At 38.2% G+C, this 17290-nt stretch carries 17 protein-coding genes and 1 pseudogene; 11 read left to right on the forward strand and 7 right to left on the reverse strand.

Going from position 1 to position 17290, the window contains the following annotated elements:
- Positions 1–16 precede the first annotated feature (16 nt).
- From ACN19N_RS06875 to ACN19N_RS06890, 4 genes are all read left to right on the forward strand, one after another.
- Positions 17–376 carry a hypothetical protein gene (locus ACN19N_RS06875; protein WP_269230434.1) on the forward strand — a complete coding sequence of 120 codons (360 nt, stop codon included), beginning with the start codon at positions 17–19 and terminating at the stop codon, positions 374–376.
- A gap of 259 nt (positions 377–635) precedes the next feature.
- Positions 636–3275, forward strand: a complete 2640-nt coding sequence (locus ACN19N_RS06880; protein WP_004661858.1) for a bifunctional aconitate hydratase 2/2-methylisocitrate dehydratase — start codon at positions 636–638, stop codon at positions 3273–3275.
- Positions 3276–3391: 116 nt separating this feature from the next.
- Positions 3392–3973 carry a hypothetical protein gene (locus ACN19N_RS06885; RefSeq protein WP_331276168.1) on the forward strand — a complete coding sequence of 194 codons (582 nt, stop codon included), beginning with the start codon at positions 3392–3394 and terminating at the stop codon, positions 3971–3973.
- A 10-nt stretch (positions 3974–3983) separates the two neighbouring features.
- Complete coding sequence (locus ACN19N_RS06890) at positions 3984–4484, forward strand: hypothetical protein (protein WP_420002268.1); 501 nt, start codon at positions 3984–3986, stop codon at positions 4482–4484.
- A gap of 47 nt (positions 4485–4531) precedes the next feature.
- Here the strand turns inward: ACN19N_RS06890 and ACN19N_RS06895 are convergent.
- A pseudogene (locus ACN19N_RS06895) lies at positions 4532–5928 on the reverse strand (DASS family sodium-coupled anion symporter).
- A gap of 125 nt (positions 5929–6053) precedes the next feature.
- Here ACN19N_RS06895 and ACN19N_RS06900 point away from each other — a divergent pair.
- Positions 6054–6668 carry a DUF2238 domain-containing protein gene (locus tag ACN19N_RS06900; RefSeq protein WP_269230224.1) on the forward strand — a complete coding sequence of 205 codons (615 nt, stop codon included), beginning with the start codon at positions 6054–6056 and terminating at the stop codon, positions 6666–6668.
- A 22-nt stretch (positions 6669–6690) separates the two neighbouring features.
- Here the strand turns inward: ACN19N_RS06900 and ACN19N_RS06905 are convergent, their stop codons facing one another.
- Positions 6691–7899, reverse strand: a complete 1209-nt coding sequence (locus ACN19N_RS06905; RefSeq protein ID WP_269230225.1) for an MFS transporter — start codon at positions 7897–7899, stop codon at positions 6691–6693.
- A gap of 226 nt (positions 7900–8125) precedes the next feature.
- On the opposite strand from ACN19N_RS06905, the gene ACN19N_RS06910 reads away from it, so the two are divergent.
- On the forward strand, positions 8126–8917 hold the full coding sequence (locus ACN19N_RS06910) for a DUF4198 domain-containing protein (RefSeq protein ID WP_269230226.1): 792 nt from the start codon (positions 8126–8128) through the stop codon (positions 8915–8917).
- Here ACN19N_RS06910 and ACN19N_RS06915 read toward each other — a convergent pair.
- Together ACN19N_RS06915 and ACN19N_RS06920 are read right to left on the reverse strand one after the other, a co-directional pair.
- Positions 8898–9281, reverse strand: a complete 384-nt coding sequence (locus ACN19N_RS06915) for a demethoxyubiquinone hydroxylase family protein (protein ID WP_269230227.1) — start codon at positions 9279–9281, stop codon at positions 8898–8900. The two genes, ACN19N_RS06910 and ACN19N_RS06915, sit on opposite strands and share 20 nt — an antisense overlap.
- Positions 9282–9292: 11 nt before the next feature.
- Positions 9293–9532 carry a demethoxyubiquinone hydroxylase family protein gene (locus tag ACN19N_RS06920; RefSeq protein ID WP_420002269.1) on the reverse strand — a complete coding sequence of 80 codons (240 nt, stop codon included), beginning with the start codon at positions 9530–9532 and terminating at the stop codon, positions 9293–9295.
- 291 nt (positions 9533–9823) lie between these two features.
- Between ACN19N_RS06920 and ACN19N_RS06925 the strand changes: the two genes are divergently transcribed.
- Positions 9824–10744 (forward strand): LysR family transcriptional regulator, encoded by a 921-nt coding sequence (locus ACN19N_RS06925; protein WP_269230229.1) that lies wholly within the window; start codon positions 9824–9826, stop codon positions 10742–10744.
- A gap of 123 nt (positions 10745–10867) precedes the next feature.
- On the opposite strand, the gene ACN19N_RS06930 is transcribed toward ACN19N_RS06925, so the two are convergent.
- Complete coding sequence (locus ACN19N_RS06930) at positions 10868–11266, reverse strand: DUF441 domain-containing protein (RefSeq protein WP_420002363.1); 399 nt, start codon at positions 11264–11266, stop codon at positions 10868–10870.
- A 128-nt stretch (positions 11267–11394) separates the two neighbouring features.
- Positions 11395–12252: a hypothetical protein gene (locus ACN19N_RS06935; RefSeq protein WP_420002270.1), complete on the reverse strand. Its 858-nt coding sequence runs from the start codon at positions 12250–12252 to the stop codon at positions 11395–11397.
- Positions 12253–12694: 442 nt separating this feature from the next.
- Between ACN19N_RS06935 and ACN19N_RS06940 the strand changes: the two genes are divergently transcribed.
- Positions 12695–13255: a TetR/AcrR family transcriptional regulator gene (locus tag ACN19N_RS06940; protein ID WP_269230232.1), complete on the forward strand. Its 561-nt coding sequence runs from the start codon at positions 12695–12697 to the stop codon at positions 13253–13255.
- 125 nt (positions 13256–13380) lie between these two features.
- Here ACN19N_RS06940 and ACN19N_RS06945 read toward each other — a convergent pair whose 3' ends face one another.
- Positions 13381–14160 (reverse strand): ferredoxin--NADP reductase, encoded by a 780-nt coding sequence (locus ACN19N_RS06945; RefSeq protein ID WP_241336150.1) that lies wholly within the window; start codon positions 14158–14160, stop codon positions 13381–13383.
- 100 nt (positions 14161–14260) lie between these two features.
- Between ACN19N_RS06945 and tsaA the strand changes: the two genes are divergently transcribed.
- The 3 genes from tsaA (at position 14261) to ACN19N_RS06960 (ending at position 17264) form a co-directional block, all read left to right on the forward strand.
- The gene (tsaA, locus tag ACN19N_RS06950; protein ID WP_420002271.1) at positions 14261–14995 is read left to right on the forward strand and encodes a tRNA (N6-threonylcarbamoyladenosine(37)-N6)-methyltransferase TrmO; all 735 of its coding nucleotides are present in this window, start codon (positions 14261–14263) and stop codon (positions 14993–14995) included.
- Between the two features lie 44 nt (positions 14996–15039).
- A complete protein-coding gene (locus tag ACN19N_RS06955) occupies positions 15040–16818 on the forward strand; it encodes a GspE/PulE family protein (protein WP_420002272.1) in 1779 nt (592 codons plus the stop codon).
- An 83-nt stretch (positions 16819–16901) separates the two neighbouring features.
- On the forward strand, positions 16902–17264 hold the full coding sequence (locus ACN19N_RS06960; protein ID WP_269239686.1) for a NirD/YgiW/YdeI family stress tolerance protein: 363 nt from the start codon (positions 16902–16904) through the stop codon (positions 17262–17264).
- Positions 17265–17290: the final 26 nt, after the last annotated feature.

Genomic DNA, 17290 nt, shown 5'->3' on the forward strand with positions numbered 1-17290 from the left:
TAGTCGCAGTATGATGATGAAGAAAGTTTTATTGATTGCAATAGGTTTGGTTCTCGTTGCTTGTGCAGATAAAAAACCATTAACTCCGGCAGAACAGTGGCATGGTTATTGTGTCAGTGTGGGGAATGCAGCACGTTCAATTACTTTAGATCGCCAAAATGGAATTGAACACAAGCAAGCAATAGAACATGCGACTAAAATTGAAGATGAAACAACACGTAAATTTATTTTTGAAATTATTGAGACGGTATATGCGTTACCTGTTGACCAGCTCAAGGCAAATCCTGATGCAGAACGTGAACAGTTGAAGCAAAAATTTACAGCGCAATGCTTAGCAACACCACATGATAAGCTACCAAAGTATAAATCATTTTAATAGGTTCATTTGAAAGACAACTTCAGTTGTCTTTTTTTCTGCATGTAATTTGTTGTTTTATTAAGCTTTGATCTAAGACCAAAGCGGTATTCAAAAGAGATGAACATTTCGCTATAAAATAATGGGCATCACGTAGAAATACGGTAGTTGCATTAACTTTTAACGCGAAGTCTAGTAAAATTTTGCTGTCCATATTACTTGTAAAGCTTGTAGCAAGCTGGAACTTACAAGTAATTTTTTAAAAAAGAGGAATAACACTGTGCTAGAAGCTTACCGCCAACACGTTGAAGAACGTGCCGCACTCGGAGTCCCACCGAAGCCGCTTGATGATGCTCAAACTGCTGAACTTGTAACTTTATTAAAAAATCCACCAGCAGGCGAAGAAGCATTTTTAGTAGATTTGCTTGAAAACCGTGTTCCAGCAGGTGTTGACCAAGCTGCGTATGTTAAAGCTGCTTTCTTGGCTGCTCTAGCAAAAGGCGAAGCAACTTCTCCACTTGTAACTAAAGAGCGTGCAGTTTACTTACTAGGTACGATGCTTGGTGGTTATAACGTTGCTCCTTTAGTTGAACTTCTTGACAATGCTGAACTTGCTGAATTAGCAGCAGAAGCATTAAAGAAAACTCTTCTTGTATTTGATGCATTCCATGACGTAGCAGACAAAGCAAAAGCAGGCAATGCTGCGGCTAAAGCTGTTTTACAATCTTGGGCTGAAGCAGAATGGTTCACAAGCCGTGCTGACGTTCCAGAAGAAATCAAAATCACTGTGTTCAAAGTAACAGGTGAGACCAATACTGATGACTTGTCTCCAGCTCAAGACGCTTGGAGCCGTCCAGATATCCCATTACACGCAAATGCAATGTTGAAAAACGAGCGTGACGGTATCAATCCTGAAAAACCAGGTGAAGTTGGTCCATTAAACCAAATCAAAGAATTGATCGCGAAAGGCAACCAAGTTGCTTACGTGGGTGACGTTGTTGGTACGGGTTCAAGCCGTAAATCTGCAACTAACTCTGTACTTTGGTTCTTCGGTGACGAACTTCCACACATTCCAAACAAAAAAGATGGTGGTGTGTGCTTAGGTTCTAAGATCGCTCCAATTTTCTTCAATACAATGGAAGATGCAGGTGCATTACCTGTAGAAATCGACGTTGCTAACATGAACATGGGCGACGAAGTTGTATTGAAAATTGATCATACTGCTGCAAAAGTTACTGCATTCAAAGACGGTGCACAAATTGCAGAAGCTGAGCTTAAAACGCCTGTACTTTTAGATGAAGTACGTGCGGGTGGTCGTATTAACTTGATCATTGGTCGTGGTTTAACTGCGAAAGCACGTGAAGAATTAGGTCTTGCACCTTCTACTTTATTCCGTACGCCAGTACAACCTGCTGACACTGGTAAAGGCTTTACACAAGCTCAGAAGATGGTTGGTCGTGCATGTGGTTTAGCTGAAGGTCAAGGTATCCGTCCGGGTACTTACTGTGAACCTAAGATGACAACTGTTGGTTCTCAAGATACAACTGGTCCTATGACTCGTGACGAGTTAAAAGACTTAGCGTGCTTGGGCTTCTCAGCTGACTTGGTGATGCAGTCTTTCTGTCACACTGCTGCGTATCCAAAACCAGTTGACGTAACAACTCACCATACATTACCTGACTTCATCATGAACCGTGGTGGTGTATCTTTACGTCCGGGTGACGGTATTATCCACTCTTGGTTAAACCGTATGTTACTTCCAGATACTGTTGGTACTGGTGGTGACTCACATACTCGTTTCCCAATCGGTATTTCATTCCCAGCGGGTTCAGGTCTTGTTGCGTTCGCAGCTGCAACTGGCGTTATGCCACTGGATATGCCTGAATCTGTACTTGTTAAGTTCAAAGGTAAAATGCAGCCTGGTATCACCTTACGTGACCTTGTACATGCAATTCCTTACTACGCGATCAAAGCTGGTGACTTAACTGTAGAGAAGAAAGGTAAGAAAAACATCTTCTCTGGTAACATCCTTGAGATCGATTTATCAGAAATGGAAAATGACTTGACTGTTGAGCAAGCATTTGAACTTTCTGACGCATCTGCTGAGCGTTCTGCTGCTGGCTGTTCAATCACACTTTCTGAAGAGAAAGTTGCTGAATACCTACGTTCTAACATCACCATGTTAAAGTGGATGATCGCAGAAGGTTATGGCGATGCTCGTACTATGGCGCGCCGTGCTGAAAACATGCAGAAGTGGTTAGACAACCCAAGCTTGTTAAAAGCGGATGCTGATGCAGAATACTTAAAAGTTTACGAAATCGATCTTGCTGACATCAAAGAACCAATTCTTTGCTGCCCGAACGATCCAGATGACGCGAAACTTCTTTCTGACGTTCAAGGCGACAAAATTGATGAAGTATTCATCGGTTCTTGTATGACCAACATTGGTCACTTCCGTGCTGCGGGTCAGTTACTTGACAAAGTACCAAGCGGTTCATTGTCTACTCGTTTATGGTTGGCTCCACCAACGCGTATGGACGAGCACCAATTGATGGAAGAAGGTTTATATAACATCTATGGTCGTGCTGGTGCGCGTACAGAGATGCCGGGCTGTTCATTGTGTATGGGTAACCAAGCACGTGTAGCACCGAACACTACATGTGTATCGACTTCTACTCGTAACTTCCCGAACCGTTTAGGTCAAGGTGCAAACGTTTACTTGGCTTCTGCTGAGCTTGCATCTGTAGCTGCTGTTCTTGGTAAATTACCAAGCCCAGAAGAATATCAACAGTACGCGTCGCAAATCGACAGTGCTGCTGCTGACATCTACAAATACTTAAACTTCGACAAGATGGGCGAATATACTAAAGAAGCTGATCAAGTTGATACTAAGAAAATCCAAGCTGCTCAATTGACTTAATGAGCTAGGATCAAGAAAAGCCGAAAGGCTTTTCCCTAGCGCAAGAACAAAGCTATGCTTTGTTTGAGCAAAAAGCTAAAATAAGGGCTGAGTAATCAGCCCTTATTTTTTATAAAATGAAAAGTATTTTGACGATAAAAGATAATATTTCTGAACTAGTTAATATTATCCATAAAAAGCAGAAGGTTGAGGATCTAGAAATAGCAATTAAAGATTTAGTTTCTTTAATGTTAAAGGATTATCCTTATTTAAAACCGCCAAAATTTTCAATTATTCCGACAAAAACTTTAGCATTTTCTGTTTGGTATGAGGAACCAAATGCAATTACAGAGACATTACTGATTGAGCAAAATGGTTTTACTGCTTATTTATGGAGGTGTGATGACCAAAAATGGTATTTGGATGATTTAGATTCTGAACCTCATGAAATTGCTTGCAAATTAATAAAAAATATACCCGTACTTCACTCTATTCCTGAGAACCCGAAAGAGATTAAGCATTTACTTGAAATTGGATTAATATATTTTAATCCAATTTTATTTCCTTGTTTTTCAAATAAAAAATTAGACGACAGTAGAGAAGTATTAACATGGGACGATCGCTTTTTATTAGTAGGTACTCAACTGAAGAATCTTAAACTTTATAGCCATGAAGAGTGGAAAGCTTTGATAGATAGAGAAAACTACCATTTAAACTGAGGTTCTATTTATGGCATTACTACATGATTTTGTTTTATTGAATGAAAATGAATTCTCTTATGATGATTGCTGCGAGCTAGTCGGTAAGGTTTCTTATGATGTTTCAATCCATGATGATCTTATTATTTATTTTAATGATTTTTTAAAATGGATACCTACCTATAATCCAAGTTTAAAAGTTAGGCATACTGGTTTAAATTATTATGGTGTAACAGTGATTGATGGAGATGGAGCTAAAGAAGCATTTCAATTGTTTTCTAGTCTAGTTAATATTCTAAAGTTATCGCCAAATGTTTTAAAGTTAACAGGCGCATATACTTTTGTTCACGCATATGATGATGTGGCTGACCCAAATGAAAATGTTGATCGTATTTTACGAGAAACAGCAGGCTATGAAAAAATTATTATGCAAAAGAGTGAAGTGATAGGACAATTTGAAACATTGGCAGGGCTTATGCAAAAGATCATTGATTCAGATGGTCATTTGTATGTTTTACATTTTGGTATTTAAATTTAGAGGAACATTTCTATTCGTACAGTATGTTCCTCATATTCAAATCACCAATAACCCAACACTTTCCACCAAAGTCCGCCAATCACCACAAAGATAACGATATTAACCACGCTCATGACAAAGCCAGCTTTCCACCATTCACCCAGTGTGGTGTAACCCGAACCGAACACCACAGGCGATGTACCCGTTGCATAATGGGTTAAGGTCATCATGATGCTAGAAGCCGCTGCCATAATTAAAGCAAATAACATCGGTGGTGCGCCTAGTGCTAGTCCCGCCGTATAGAAGGCGGCAAACATGGCGGTGATATGTGCTGTTGTACTTGCAAACATATAATGTGCATATAGATAGGCGAGCATCAGTAATAAACAGGCAGGCATCCAACTTAGCCCTAAATGACCAATCCCTGTTTCTAGCACACCTGAGAACCAAGTGATTAAACCGAGCTTATTTAAATAAGTCGCCATCATCACCAAGGCTGCAAACCAAGTGATGGTATCCCATGCACTTTTTTGCGTCAGGATATCGTCCCAAGTCAGTACACCCGTGAGCAACAGCAAAGCCAAACCTATAAAGGCTGTTGTGGTTGGATCAACCGCCCAAGCTGAGCTAAAAATCATGGCAGGAATACCTGCTCACAAGAGTAATAGGATTCCGAAAAAACCAAGCATAATGATTTCATTTTTACTCACTGCACCCATTTCTTTGAGTTTTATTTTTGCAAATTGAGCTGCATTTAGTGTTTCTTTGAATTCAGGTGGATACATCCAGTATATGATCAATGGCATGATGATTAAGGCAATTAAACCAGGCGCTAACATTGCGATTGCCCATATACTCTAACTTAATGAAATTTCACTATGGGTTGCTTTTGCCACAGATCGACCACCAACGGGTTAGGGGCGGTTGCGGTAATAAACATGGCAGAAGTAATTGGATTGGCTTGGTAGTTGATCAAAGCTAAATATTTCCCCATACGACCTTCGGTGCCTTTGGCTGGGTCAGAGTCATCACTGGTGGAAATTGCACGTACAATCGGATGAATAATCCCACCGCCACGTGCGGTATTACTCGGGGTAACAGGTGCGAGAATTAGTTCAGACAGCACTATGCTATAACCGATACCAATGGTTTTCTTGCCCCAAACCGCGATAAACAAATAGCCTAAGCGTGCACCCAATCCCGTTTTTTGCAAACCTTTGGAGATCATGATCGAAATACCAATCAACCAAATTAGCGGGTTAGCAAAACTACTCAGTGCATCTTGGATAGCTCCGCTGGGATTATCATTGGTGACACCCGTCACGGCAACTAAGGTAATCGCAATAATGGCAATTGCACCAATCGGCATGGCTTTACCAATAGTCGCGGCAATGACAGCGACAAACATGGCCAACAAATGCCATGCATTCGGATCGACACCAGAAGGAACTGGAATAATGAACCATCGTCCAAGAAAAAAATTCGGTTTTAGAGGTCCGAGTCAGGTATTATTTCAAGAGCATGGTGTTGCACTTCAAATGCTAATCTAAGTAATTAAAAATCAAATTAATTTGAGAGTTTGATATGAATCAACCGAAGATTCTATTTTTAGCAGCTATTATTTTAATTTTGTTGCTACTTTTATCTGGCTTACAACCGTATGATAGAGCGACATGGTTAATGGAAGTTGTTCCTGTCCTCGTTGTTTTACCTATCTTATTTGCAACTTATTCCAGATTTTCACTAACTAATCTCTTGTATAGCCTAATTTTTTTGCATGCAATTGTATTAATCGTCGGTGGGGCATATACCTATGCACGTGTACCTTTAGGTTTTGAGATCGCTCAATGGTTCAGTTTAGATCGAAATCCTTATGACAAGATTGGACATTTTATGCAGGGTTTTGTGCCTGCCATCGCTGCACGGGAAGTTTTGATTAGACATCAGATTTTAGCCAAGGGGAAAATGCTTAGTTTTATTGTGATCTGTATTGTACTAGCCATTAGTGCGACTTATGAATTGATTGAATGGGCAGCTGCATTAGCACTTGGACAAGGTGCGCAAGAGTTTCTTGGTACACAAGGATATGAGTGGGATACTCAATCTGATATGTTCTTTGCTTTAATTGGAGCAATCGCAGCCTTGCTATTCTTATCTAAATGGCATAACCAACAACTCAATAAATTGATCAGTTCATAGCGATAAATTGATTAATCTGCCGTTAAATTACGGCAGATTGATTTTTGTGAGTGTATTTAGCATAAGCCAGAGCAATTAATAAGATTGCCAATCCCCCTAAACTCAGCACAAACCCAACCCATATCGGTGCTAACCAGCCCATATTATGGCTAAGTACCCATCCTCCAAGAAATGCGCCTAAGGCATTCGCTAAATTAAATGCAGAATGATTTAAGGATGCTGCTAATGTTTGTGCATCGCCTGCGATGTCCATTAAATGTGTTTGTAATGCGCCACCTAATCCTATCACAGTGAAACCAATCAGAAATAAGGCTGTAATCGCAGTATAAAGATTAGACATCATAAAACTTGCAAGTACAAAGGCGAGTGCAGAACTCACCAAAATTCCAATCATCGTTTTAAATAGGCTCTTATCAGCTAACCAGCCTGTTACTAATCCACCGATCACCATGCCAATGCCCCAAATGGCTAGAGCAATCGGAACAATTTCAATATTGGCATGTGTATATTCGGTCAAGATGGGTGAAACATAGCTATAGACAGAGAACATGCCACCAAAGCCAATCGCACCGACAGCAAGTGTAAGCCACATATTGATATTTTTTAAACCTTCCAATTCAGCTTTGATACTGGCTGTTTTTTGCAGTGGAATATTGGGAACAAATAAGCCAACGCCAATTAGGGTAATGAATGCGATGACTGCAGAAAACTCAAAACCTGCTTTCCAACCGAATTTTTGACCTAGCCATGTAGCAATAGGCACACCAATCACATTGGCAATGGTTAAGCCCATCATGACTTGTGCAATCGCAGTTGCTCTACGTTGTTTTCCTGCCAATTCGGCTGCAACTAATGCTGCTACACCAAAATAAGCACCATGAGGAAAGCCTGCAATAAAACGGGATATCAGCATAGCTTCAGATGATGTTGCGAAAGCGGTTGCGGCATTGGCTAAACCATAAAATAACATCAAGCTGAGTAATAGCGTTTTACGCGGTACTTTAGCTCCTAAAATTGCAATAATTGGTGCGCCAACCATAACACCAAGCGCATAGGCGCTAATGAAATAGCCTGCATGTGGAACACTGACATTTAAATCAGTGGCAATTTCTTGGATCAGACCCATTGCCACAAATTCGGTTGTACCAATGCAAAAACTTCCTATGGCAAGAGAGAAAATAACTAAGAATAAGGAGTAATTTTTGGCAGTAGGAGAACTGAGAACAGGCATAATATTTCAAAAATAATAACACCCAAGCATTATATTCAAGTGAATTTGAGAAAGGTGAAAGAGAACGTAATTTTTATGTTGATTTGCTGAATTACTTCAATTGATAGATATAAAGTTAAAATTAATGATAATTATTTGCATTTATGTATAATGCTCAACATAGAATTTTATTAAACAATTTAATGTGATGAGAGTCATGTTGGATTATTAAAGGTGGGAAGAACGAGTGAACAAATTATTAATTGCATCATTTCTTTTAGTTTCAGGTTATAGCTTTGCGCATGAACCCTATGTTGCTCCGATTGCCTATACAACGGAACAAACACAAGTAACAATCATTTCTGGTTATGCTGAAGAAGCTTTACAAAGTGAATATGCATTAAAAAATGCAAAATTTGAAATCACGAGTCCAAATAATACCAAGACCACAATTGAAGCAGATTCTAAATTAGGTTCGGCTACAGTTTTTGATTTGAAGTTACCAGAAGTTGGTACTTATAGTGTTCAAACCAGCGCGAGTTACCCTTTGAAATATGTACAAGATCAAAAAGAATGGAAAATGTTCTTTGATATGCCAGCAGACAAAGCACCTGCCAAATCTGAACGTGATTTTGTGATTCCTGCGGATTTAAAAGCTAAAAAAATTACGCCTGTTGAAATTACTCGTGAATGGACATTATTGACTTATGTATCTAAAGACAAGAACACACCTGTTCAGGTAAGTACAGCACCAATTCAAGTTGGTTTTTTAACACATCCAAGTGAACTAAAAGCGAATCAAGCCGTAAAAATTAAAGTATCTAAGGCCAATAAAGCATTAGCAAATGCCGATGTCGTGATTCGCGCGAAAGGAGCGACTGATAAGCAAGGCATCAGCTTAAAAACGACAATTGATGGCAGTGCTGATTTACTATTTGCCAAAGCAGGTGAGTATCTGATTGAAGTGAGCGAAACAGGGGATATGAAGCAGAAGCCAAGTAATCAGTTTTATAGCATTATTAGTGTCTCTGTAAATTAAGCAATACGAAGGCTGATCGAGATAAGATTAGCCTTCTAGATTTTGAGGGTTTTAATCTGTAAGAGGCGAATTCTTTTTTTGATGGCAAAGATATTTTAAGGTGTATGGCGAGAAATTTTGCAAGATAGGCACATTGTTGGGCAAATTTAGCAATCATTTTTGCTATGGGATAGTTAAAGTCTGCATGTTCAGAAGCAATCTTCTGATGATGAATTTCATCTTTTTGAATATCTAATACTGCATGATGAATCTCCATATCTTTTTCTTTGAAGAAAATTGCAGCTTCATCAAGTTCTTTGTTTACAATATTTTCAATGCTTGCAGTACTGATCCAAATTGCATTTCTACCTAGTAATCCAATCAATAATCCATAAATTATTCCGCCTGCGCACCAAAGTATAGAGGGTAAGACAACAGTATTTTTATATTGAGCAAAAAATATCCAAAAAAGTTGAAATGTTCAGTTTCATGTTGATGCATTTCATCTAGCGTTTTAACCATGTCTTTAAAAAATAGTTTTGCAATCAGCCTATGGGCGTAGTAAACCCCAGTTGCTCCTTTTTCACACGCATGAATGATTCTTAGTTGGGTTTCAATTTCTTTGTACATGCTCATGGTTTATCTTCATCATTATTATTGTTTGGAAAATATACAGTTCTTGGGTGAGTATGGGTAATTAAATAATTGAATTATCTTATAAAAAGCTTTTAAGATTAGATGATATTTGTATTACGTAATTCGCTTTCCTTATTTTTATAAATAAGAACATAAGCTTAAATCAATATAGTCATGATTCTAATTGTGAGTACATTTCATCTTGTTAAAAAAAAATAAAATAAAATTCATAGTGAGACACACTCATGAATAACATGATAGGATGAATTAAATTCAATTGTGGTGATCGTTGTGTTAGAACTGCGTCATTTAAAAACTTTAATTGCCTTAAGAGAGCATGGTTCATTGGTTGCGGCTGCGACAGATTTATGCCTAACTCCTTCAGCAATTTCTCATCAATTAAAAGAACTTGATCATTGGTATGGCGTAGAGGTTGTTAATCGCCGTAGTCGTCCAGTAAGTTTTTCTAATGTCGGCGAGCGTTTGCTTCGACTAGCAGATGATGTGTTGCCTCAGGTTCAGATAGCACAAACAGATATTACTCGTATCGTGCATGGACAAACGGGGAGAATTATTTTTTCATCCGAATGTCATAGTTGCTTTGATTGGCTCATGCCGTTATTAAATCAATATCGCCAGCAATATCCAGATGTAGATTTGGACTTTGCAGCAGGTTTTGAGGCAAATCCACATGATCTATTGCAGAATGCTGAATTTGATTTATTGATCACGGCTGACCCAATTGCTTTAAAAGGAATTGAATATTTCCCAATCTTTGAATATGAATCACGTTTGGTTTTGTCCAATACACATCCTTTGGCTCGTGCTGAACAAATTTCAATACAAGATTTAGCTGAACAAACGTTGATTACTTATCCTGTCGATAAGCACCGTTTAGACATTATGGCGCATTTGTTTATTCCCGCGAATATTCATCCTAAGCACATTCGGACAACTGATTTAACGCAGATGTTAATTCAGTTGGTTGCAAGTGGGCGTGGTATTGCGGCTTTACCTGACTGGGTCGTTAATGAATATGAACAAAAGGGATGGGTTGTCAGTCGTCGTTTAGACTGCGTGTCGCCGCAAGGATTGAGACGAACATTATATGCAGGTTATAGAGTTGAAGATAAAGACAAAAATTATTTTGAAGGTTTTCTGAAGCAACTTGAGAAATTTTCAAAGAAGCGTGCGATGTATTATGAAGATTGATTAACTTTATTATCTAGGTCGTAAAGGGAGATACACATTCTGCTTGAACGGCTTATATACTCTTATTTGCATATATAGAATGATTAACCAAGATGCCAATCCATAAGCATTGGCTTCAACCTATTAAGATTTTCCAATCAAAAGCGATAAAATACCAGCAGCAATCAGTGGGCCAACAGGAACACCACGTAAGAGTGCAACACCAGCGACCGTCCCAATTAATAATCCTGCCACAATATCAGGTTGATTACTCATTAGTTTTACACCGCGACCACCTAACCATGCCACGGCTAAGCCAACGGCAATCGCAAGCAATGATTTAATACTGATAAAAGACTTGAGAATACTGTGACCGCTAATTTTACCGCTTGCAATCGGTGCCAATACGCCAATGGTTAAAATAATAATACCAATATTTAGTCCATAGTCCTGAATATAAGGGAAAAACTGATTTAATGGTGTGAGTTTTACCAGTATCAAACTTGCAGCCGCAATTGTGATAGCTGTGTTTTGACTAAAAATACCACAGCTTTGGGCAAGAGATTCTTTAGTTTAGAGCATTAGGGAAATTAAAAATATAAGCAACCTTTTAATCTGTAAATAAAAAAGCCATCTCCAGTTGAAACTTCGAGATGGCTTTTTTGGAGAAATTAAGCTCGTTTTTTATATGTTTCATATTGGTAAGCAATTTGTTCATCCCAAAATTGCCGCCATAGATCACAGTATTCTAAGCAGGTTTTGCGAATTGCACTGTAATCTGATTCAACGCAAGCTTGAGCAAGCACGAACCATAAATCATCTTCATGATCATCATCAGCAGCTTCGGCTGTTTCATCATGCGATACACCGTGAACATAGTAATAGCCACTATCAACATCAAAACCGACCGCATTGGTTGCTTGACGAAGTGCTGGGCTAAATAAAATCACTTCTTCTTCCGCAACCGCAAGTAAAGCAGAAACGACTTGATAACGATCGAAAGATTCTTCTAAATAATTGCGTACTTGTTGAGCAATAAGGGACGGTTGGTAATCATTACGCTCAGATTGAGTCAACTCAAAGTCATCCAGCACATCTTCAAAGAGAGGATAATGTGCATACTCTGGATTTCCAGAATAATAGCCGTCTTGATCAAGTCCTGGACGGAAACCAAACTCATCTAATATATTGAGATTAAGTAAAAAGCGAGGATACATTTTAGAACCTGATAGTAGGCGAGGTTCTAGTTGTTTGGTCTGAAACTGTGCCATGAGCAATGCATCCGTAAATACCTGAACAATTGCATGGCGGTATTCTAGATGAATATGCTTCAAGGTTTCTTTATCAATTACACCATCATTTAGCATCTGAATTGCTGGATGAGTTGAAACAGGATGATTTGAAATTTCTGCTCGCAACTCTTTCAGAAAATTCAGGTTCTTGTTCCATAATTCTTCAGAAATACTATTCTTCATTCCATCTATAGCTTTCTGTCTAGGGCTGTTAAAACATTCGAATTTTTTTGGCATAGTCTTCTACTCAATGAATTAATATTATAGCTTTTCCAATTATATAATTTCGAGTTTCTTTGGCTGCTTTTGAATAACTATTAGTTCAACCAAATATCTTTTTATTGGATTGCATAAATATAAAATGAATTTTTTGTGAAATCAATTTATTAAACAAGCTAAAAAATCATGATAGAGATTATTAATTAACTTAACGTTAGTAAAAAAGTGATATACTTCACGGTATATTCTGATTTTTTTAAAATAGAAATTTTTTTTTACAAATAAACTTGTTTCTGAAATGGTTTTTGCTTAATTTATAATGGAGGGCATATAACAAAAGATTTTAATTTTTTATAATACGCTTTATATAAATAAGTATGGGTGCCAGAAATTATCCAGCATTTAACTATGTCTAAATAATTAATTAAATTCTTTGATAAAATTCTAAAAGGATAATAAAATGTCAAAAAAAGAAGATATTATTATAACGGCTCTAAATCTCTTTAACCGCTATAACTATAGTTCAGTCGGAGTGGATCGAATCATTAGCGAGTCTGGTGTTGCCAAGATGACCTTTTATAAGTACTTTCCTTCAAAAGAGAACCTGATAGAGGAGTGTTTGTCTCGTCGTAATCAAAGTATTCAAGCTGCAATTCAACAAGAAATTAGTCTACAGAAAGATGATGATTATCTAGGAAAAATTAAAGCAGTATATTTTTGGCACTTAGCTTGGTTTAACTCTGATGATTTTCATGGCTGTATGTTTCAGAAAGCATCACTTGAAGTATTACAGCAATATCCGTCCATTATTCGACCAATCATGGGATATAGAGAATGGTTGATGCAATTACTTGAAGGGTTGTTTGAGAAAGCAAAAGTATTTCAACCACATGTGCTGACAGCAATGTATATTAATATTTTAGATGGTATGACTGCTTATGCAAAAGTAAACAAAGATCATACACAAATAGAAGAGTGTTGGTATTATATTGAGAGGTTAATCAATTTAGATGCTGCATAATTATTATTTTTAGGTTTTCTAAATGATTTATTTAAAATAAATTATTTAGAAATTAAATAACGATTTTAAATAGATAAAAAGAAACCGAGGGATTACCTCGGTTTCTTTTATATCGTTATTGACGTTTATTTTTCAACAAATGCACGTTCAATAACATAATCACCCATTACGCCCATACGAGGAGATTCAACTAAACCATGTTGGTCAAGTAAAGCAGCCACGTCTTTTAGGAAAGCAGGACTACCACAAAGCATTGCACGGTCAGTTTCACGATTGAAACGAGGTAAACCTATTTTTTCAAATAGTTCACCTGATTCGATTGCCGTTGTTACACGACCTTGAGTGTGGAAAGGCTCACGTGTTACGGTTGGGTAATAAACAAGCTTATCTTTAATTCCTAATTCTTCGAAAAATTCATTGCTTGGAAGTTCATTCAGAATCAAGTCTTGATAAGCAAGTTCAGATACATAACGTGTACCGTGAACCATAATGACCTTTTCAAACTTTTCGTAAGTTTCTGGGTCACGAAGTAAAGAAAGGAATGGTGCTAATCCTGTACCAGAAGATAAAAGATATAAGTTTTTACCTGGTAATAAATCATCGTGTACAAGAGTACCTGTAGGTTTTTTAGAAATAAGGATTTCGTCGCCCACTTGTACTTTTTGTAAGATAGAAGTGAGTGGACCATCTTGTACTTTAATCGAGAAGAATTCGAGTTCTTCTTCATAATTCGCACTCGCAATCGAATAAGCACGCATTAAAGGCTTACCATTCACTTCAAGCCCGATCATCACAAACTGACCATTTTTAAAACGTAAGCTCGTATCGCGTGTCGTTTTAAAACTGAAAAGCGTGTCATTCCAGTGGTGAACATGAGTAATGCGTTCAACGTTAAAAGCAGCCATTAAAGGTCTCGATCACAGTTAAAAGAAACAGGTTGCTATTCTAATCTAAAATCATTCCCTATAAACTGAATATATTTAATTGTGTTTATAAGAAAAAGTGATGAATAGCTCTGTCGTCATGCCGATCATCGGTTATATGTCTTCTCCTTATCGTGAAAAATTTGGTATTCCAAGGCAGCCAAATTTGGTGCAAGTCGAGTCTTATATAGAGATGGTCGAACCTTATAACGATGTTTTGGCATTTGAGGGAATTGAAGATTTTAGTCATTTATGGTTGTTGTGGCAGTTTCATGATAATAAAAATAATACCAACACATTGAATCAAGAGCCTAAATTTCGTTCACAGGTGCGTCCACCACGCTTGGGCGGAAACCAAAAAGTTGGTGTTTTTGCAACAAGAAGCATGTATCGCCCATCTCCAATCGGTTTATCCGTGGTTCGTTTTATTCGGGTTGAGAAGCATGGGAAATCGGTTCGTTTATATGTCACAGGCAGTGACTTATTAAATGGGACACCAATTTTAGATATTAAACCCTACATCCAATATTCAGATGCAATTGCGGATTCTGTGAGTGGCTATGCTCAAGATGAACCCATACGCAAAATGGTGATCTGGATGGAAACTGCACAATTACAGCAACAGTATCTTCTAAAGCTTGGAATTTTGAATAAAAAGATATTAGATGAACTTGAACAAGTGTTATCTTTAGACCCTCGACCTGCCTATCAAAATGATATTGAGCGAGTCTATGGTATGTGTTTTGCGGAATTAAATATTCGTTTTACAGTGGATGAAAACAACATCACGGTTATTGCTGTAGAGTCGAATCAATAATCTAAGAAATATAAATTCGCAATGAATTGGGGGAACTGACGGTTATGCAAGCTCAGACAAAATTTGCAAACTTTTCTTTTACGGTTGATGTGACTTGGTGTTTAGAACAATTATTAAAAGATGGTCGTATTACAGAACGAGATAAGTTGTTAATTCAAACAACACATCGTCAAAAAGATCAGTTGAAATGGCATCCGTTGCAGTGGGTTGGTCATTTCAATTTAAAAGATCAATTGAATCTTACGTCGACCTTAACTGTAAATCGTTTATGCCAATGGTTGGCTGAGAAAGCTGAAGTCCCATTATTTGTCATCGACCCTTTAAAAGCAGATGTGACGGCATTGACCAGTGTGATGTCGCAGGAATTTGCGGTCAGAAACCGTATATTGGCTGTTGAAGTTAGTGTTGACCGTATTTTGATTGGTACGGATCAGCCATTTATCACAGAGTGGCAAAATAACTTAGAACGTAGCCTAGCACCTAAAAAGATTGAAAGAGTTTTATTAAATCCTGAGCAATTACAACGCTATTTAGCCGAATATTATCAAGTCAGCCGTGCAGTAAGCTCATCGCAAAATGCGAGTGTATATGATCGTGAAAATAAGGGCGTTGAAGCCTTATTACAATTAGGTGATACACAAAATCCTGATGCGAATGATCAGCATATTGTAAAACTGGTGGATTGGGTGTTGCAATTTGCCTTTGAACAAGGCGCGAGTGATATTCATTTAGAGCCTCGTAAAGACAAGGGTAAGGTGCGTTTCCGTATTGATGGTGTGTTACATACTATTTATAACATGCCAGCCAATACTCTTACGGCGGTGATTTCCCGTATTAAAATCTTAGGCCGTATGAATGTTGCGGAAAAGCGTAAGCCTCAAGATGGACGTTTAAAAACACGTACACCTAAAGGTCAAGAAACGGAATTACGTCTTTCTACGCTGCCAACTGCCTTTGGCGAAAAGTTGGTCATGCGTATTTTTGATCCTGAAGTATTAGTGCGTAGTTTTCAGCAATTAGGATTTGAAGGGCATTTATTACAAAGTTGGCAGCAACTGACGCAGCATAGCCACGGTATTATCTTGGTGACGGGGCCAACAGGTTCAGGTAAAACCACAACGCTATATTCGTCTTTAAAGCAATTAGCAACAGAGCAAGTCAATGTCTGTACCATTGAGGATCCGATTGAAATGTTGGAGCCGAGCTTTAACCAGATGCAGGTCAACCCAAATATTGAACTTGGTTTTGCTGATGGTGTACGCGCGCTGATGCGTCAAGACCCTGACATTATTATGGTGGGTGAGATTCGTGATCACGACACCGCAAATATGGCAATTCAGGCTGCTTTAACGGGGCATTTGGTTCTCTCGACTTTACATACCAATGATGCACCTTCGAGTCTTACTCGATTACATGATTTGGGGGTACAGCCCTTTTTGACAGCAGCGACGATTTTAGGTGTTTTAGCGCAACGGTTGGTGCGTCGACTTTGTCCACTTTGTAAGCAAGAAACAGCAATTAACGAACAAGAATGGGGACATCTTACTTTTGATTATATGATGGATATGCCAACCACGATGTATAAGGCTGTAGGATGCGAAGCATGCCGTCATACGGGCTATAAAGGTCGTGTGGGTATCTATGAATTTATGCCTGTCAGCCTAGAGTTAAAATCGATTATTAGTGCGCATGGCACGTTAAATGATTTAAAGGCTCAAGCAAAGAAAGAAGGTGTTGAGCCATTGCGTATTGCGGGTGCGCGTAAAGTCATTGAAGGTGCGACGACGTTAGAAGAGGTACTCCGTGTAGTGCCGTTAAGTTAAAATGATAGATCTTCAGATTCACCTCATCTTCATTTGTTTTAATGACTATATTGAAATAGTGAATTGATGATGAGGGCATGAATATGAATACTTTTTCTAAAGTTGCAGTAATTGCGAGTTTGATTAGTGCAACCACTTTTGCTGTGGCTAATACTGGTGCAGTAAATCAACAAGCCTTAGCACCGTCCATGACGACAGTAAAACAAGCTTTGACTTTAAGAGATGATACGCCCGTTAAACTTAAAGGCTATGTCGTAAAAGCAGTTGGTGATGAAAAATATCAGTTTAGTGATCAAACAGGCATGATCACGGTCGATATTGATGATGATTTATGGCAAGGTAAACCTGTATCAGCGAAAACACCCGTGACGATTATCGGTGAAATTGATATTGACTATAAACCAACCAAACGTGTCGAAGTTGATGTAGATCAAGTACAGTTCTAAGTCGTAATTTTTTACAAAACCACATG

Origin of the sequence: Acinetobacter sp. LF10 (assembly GCF_048585715.1) — a bacterium.
Classification (GTDB): Bacteria; Pseudomonadota; Gammaproteobacteria; order Pseudomonadales; family Moraxellaceae; genus Acinetobacter.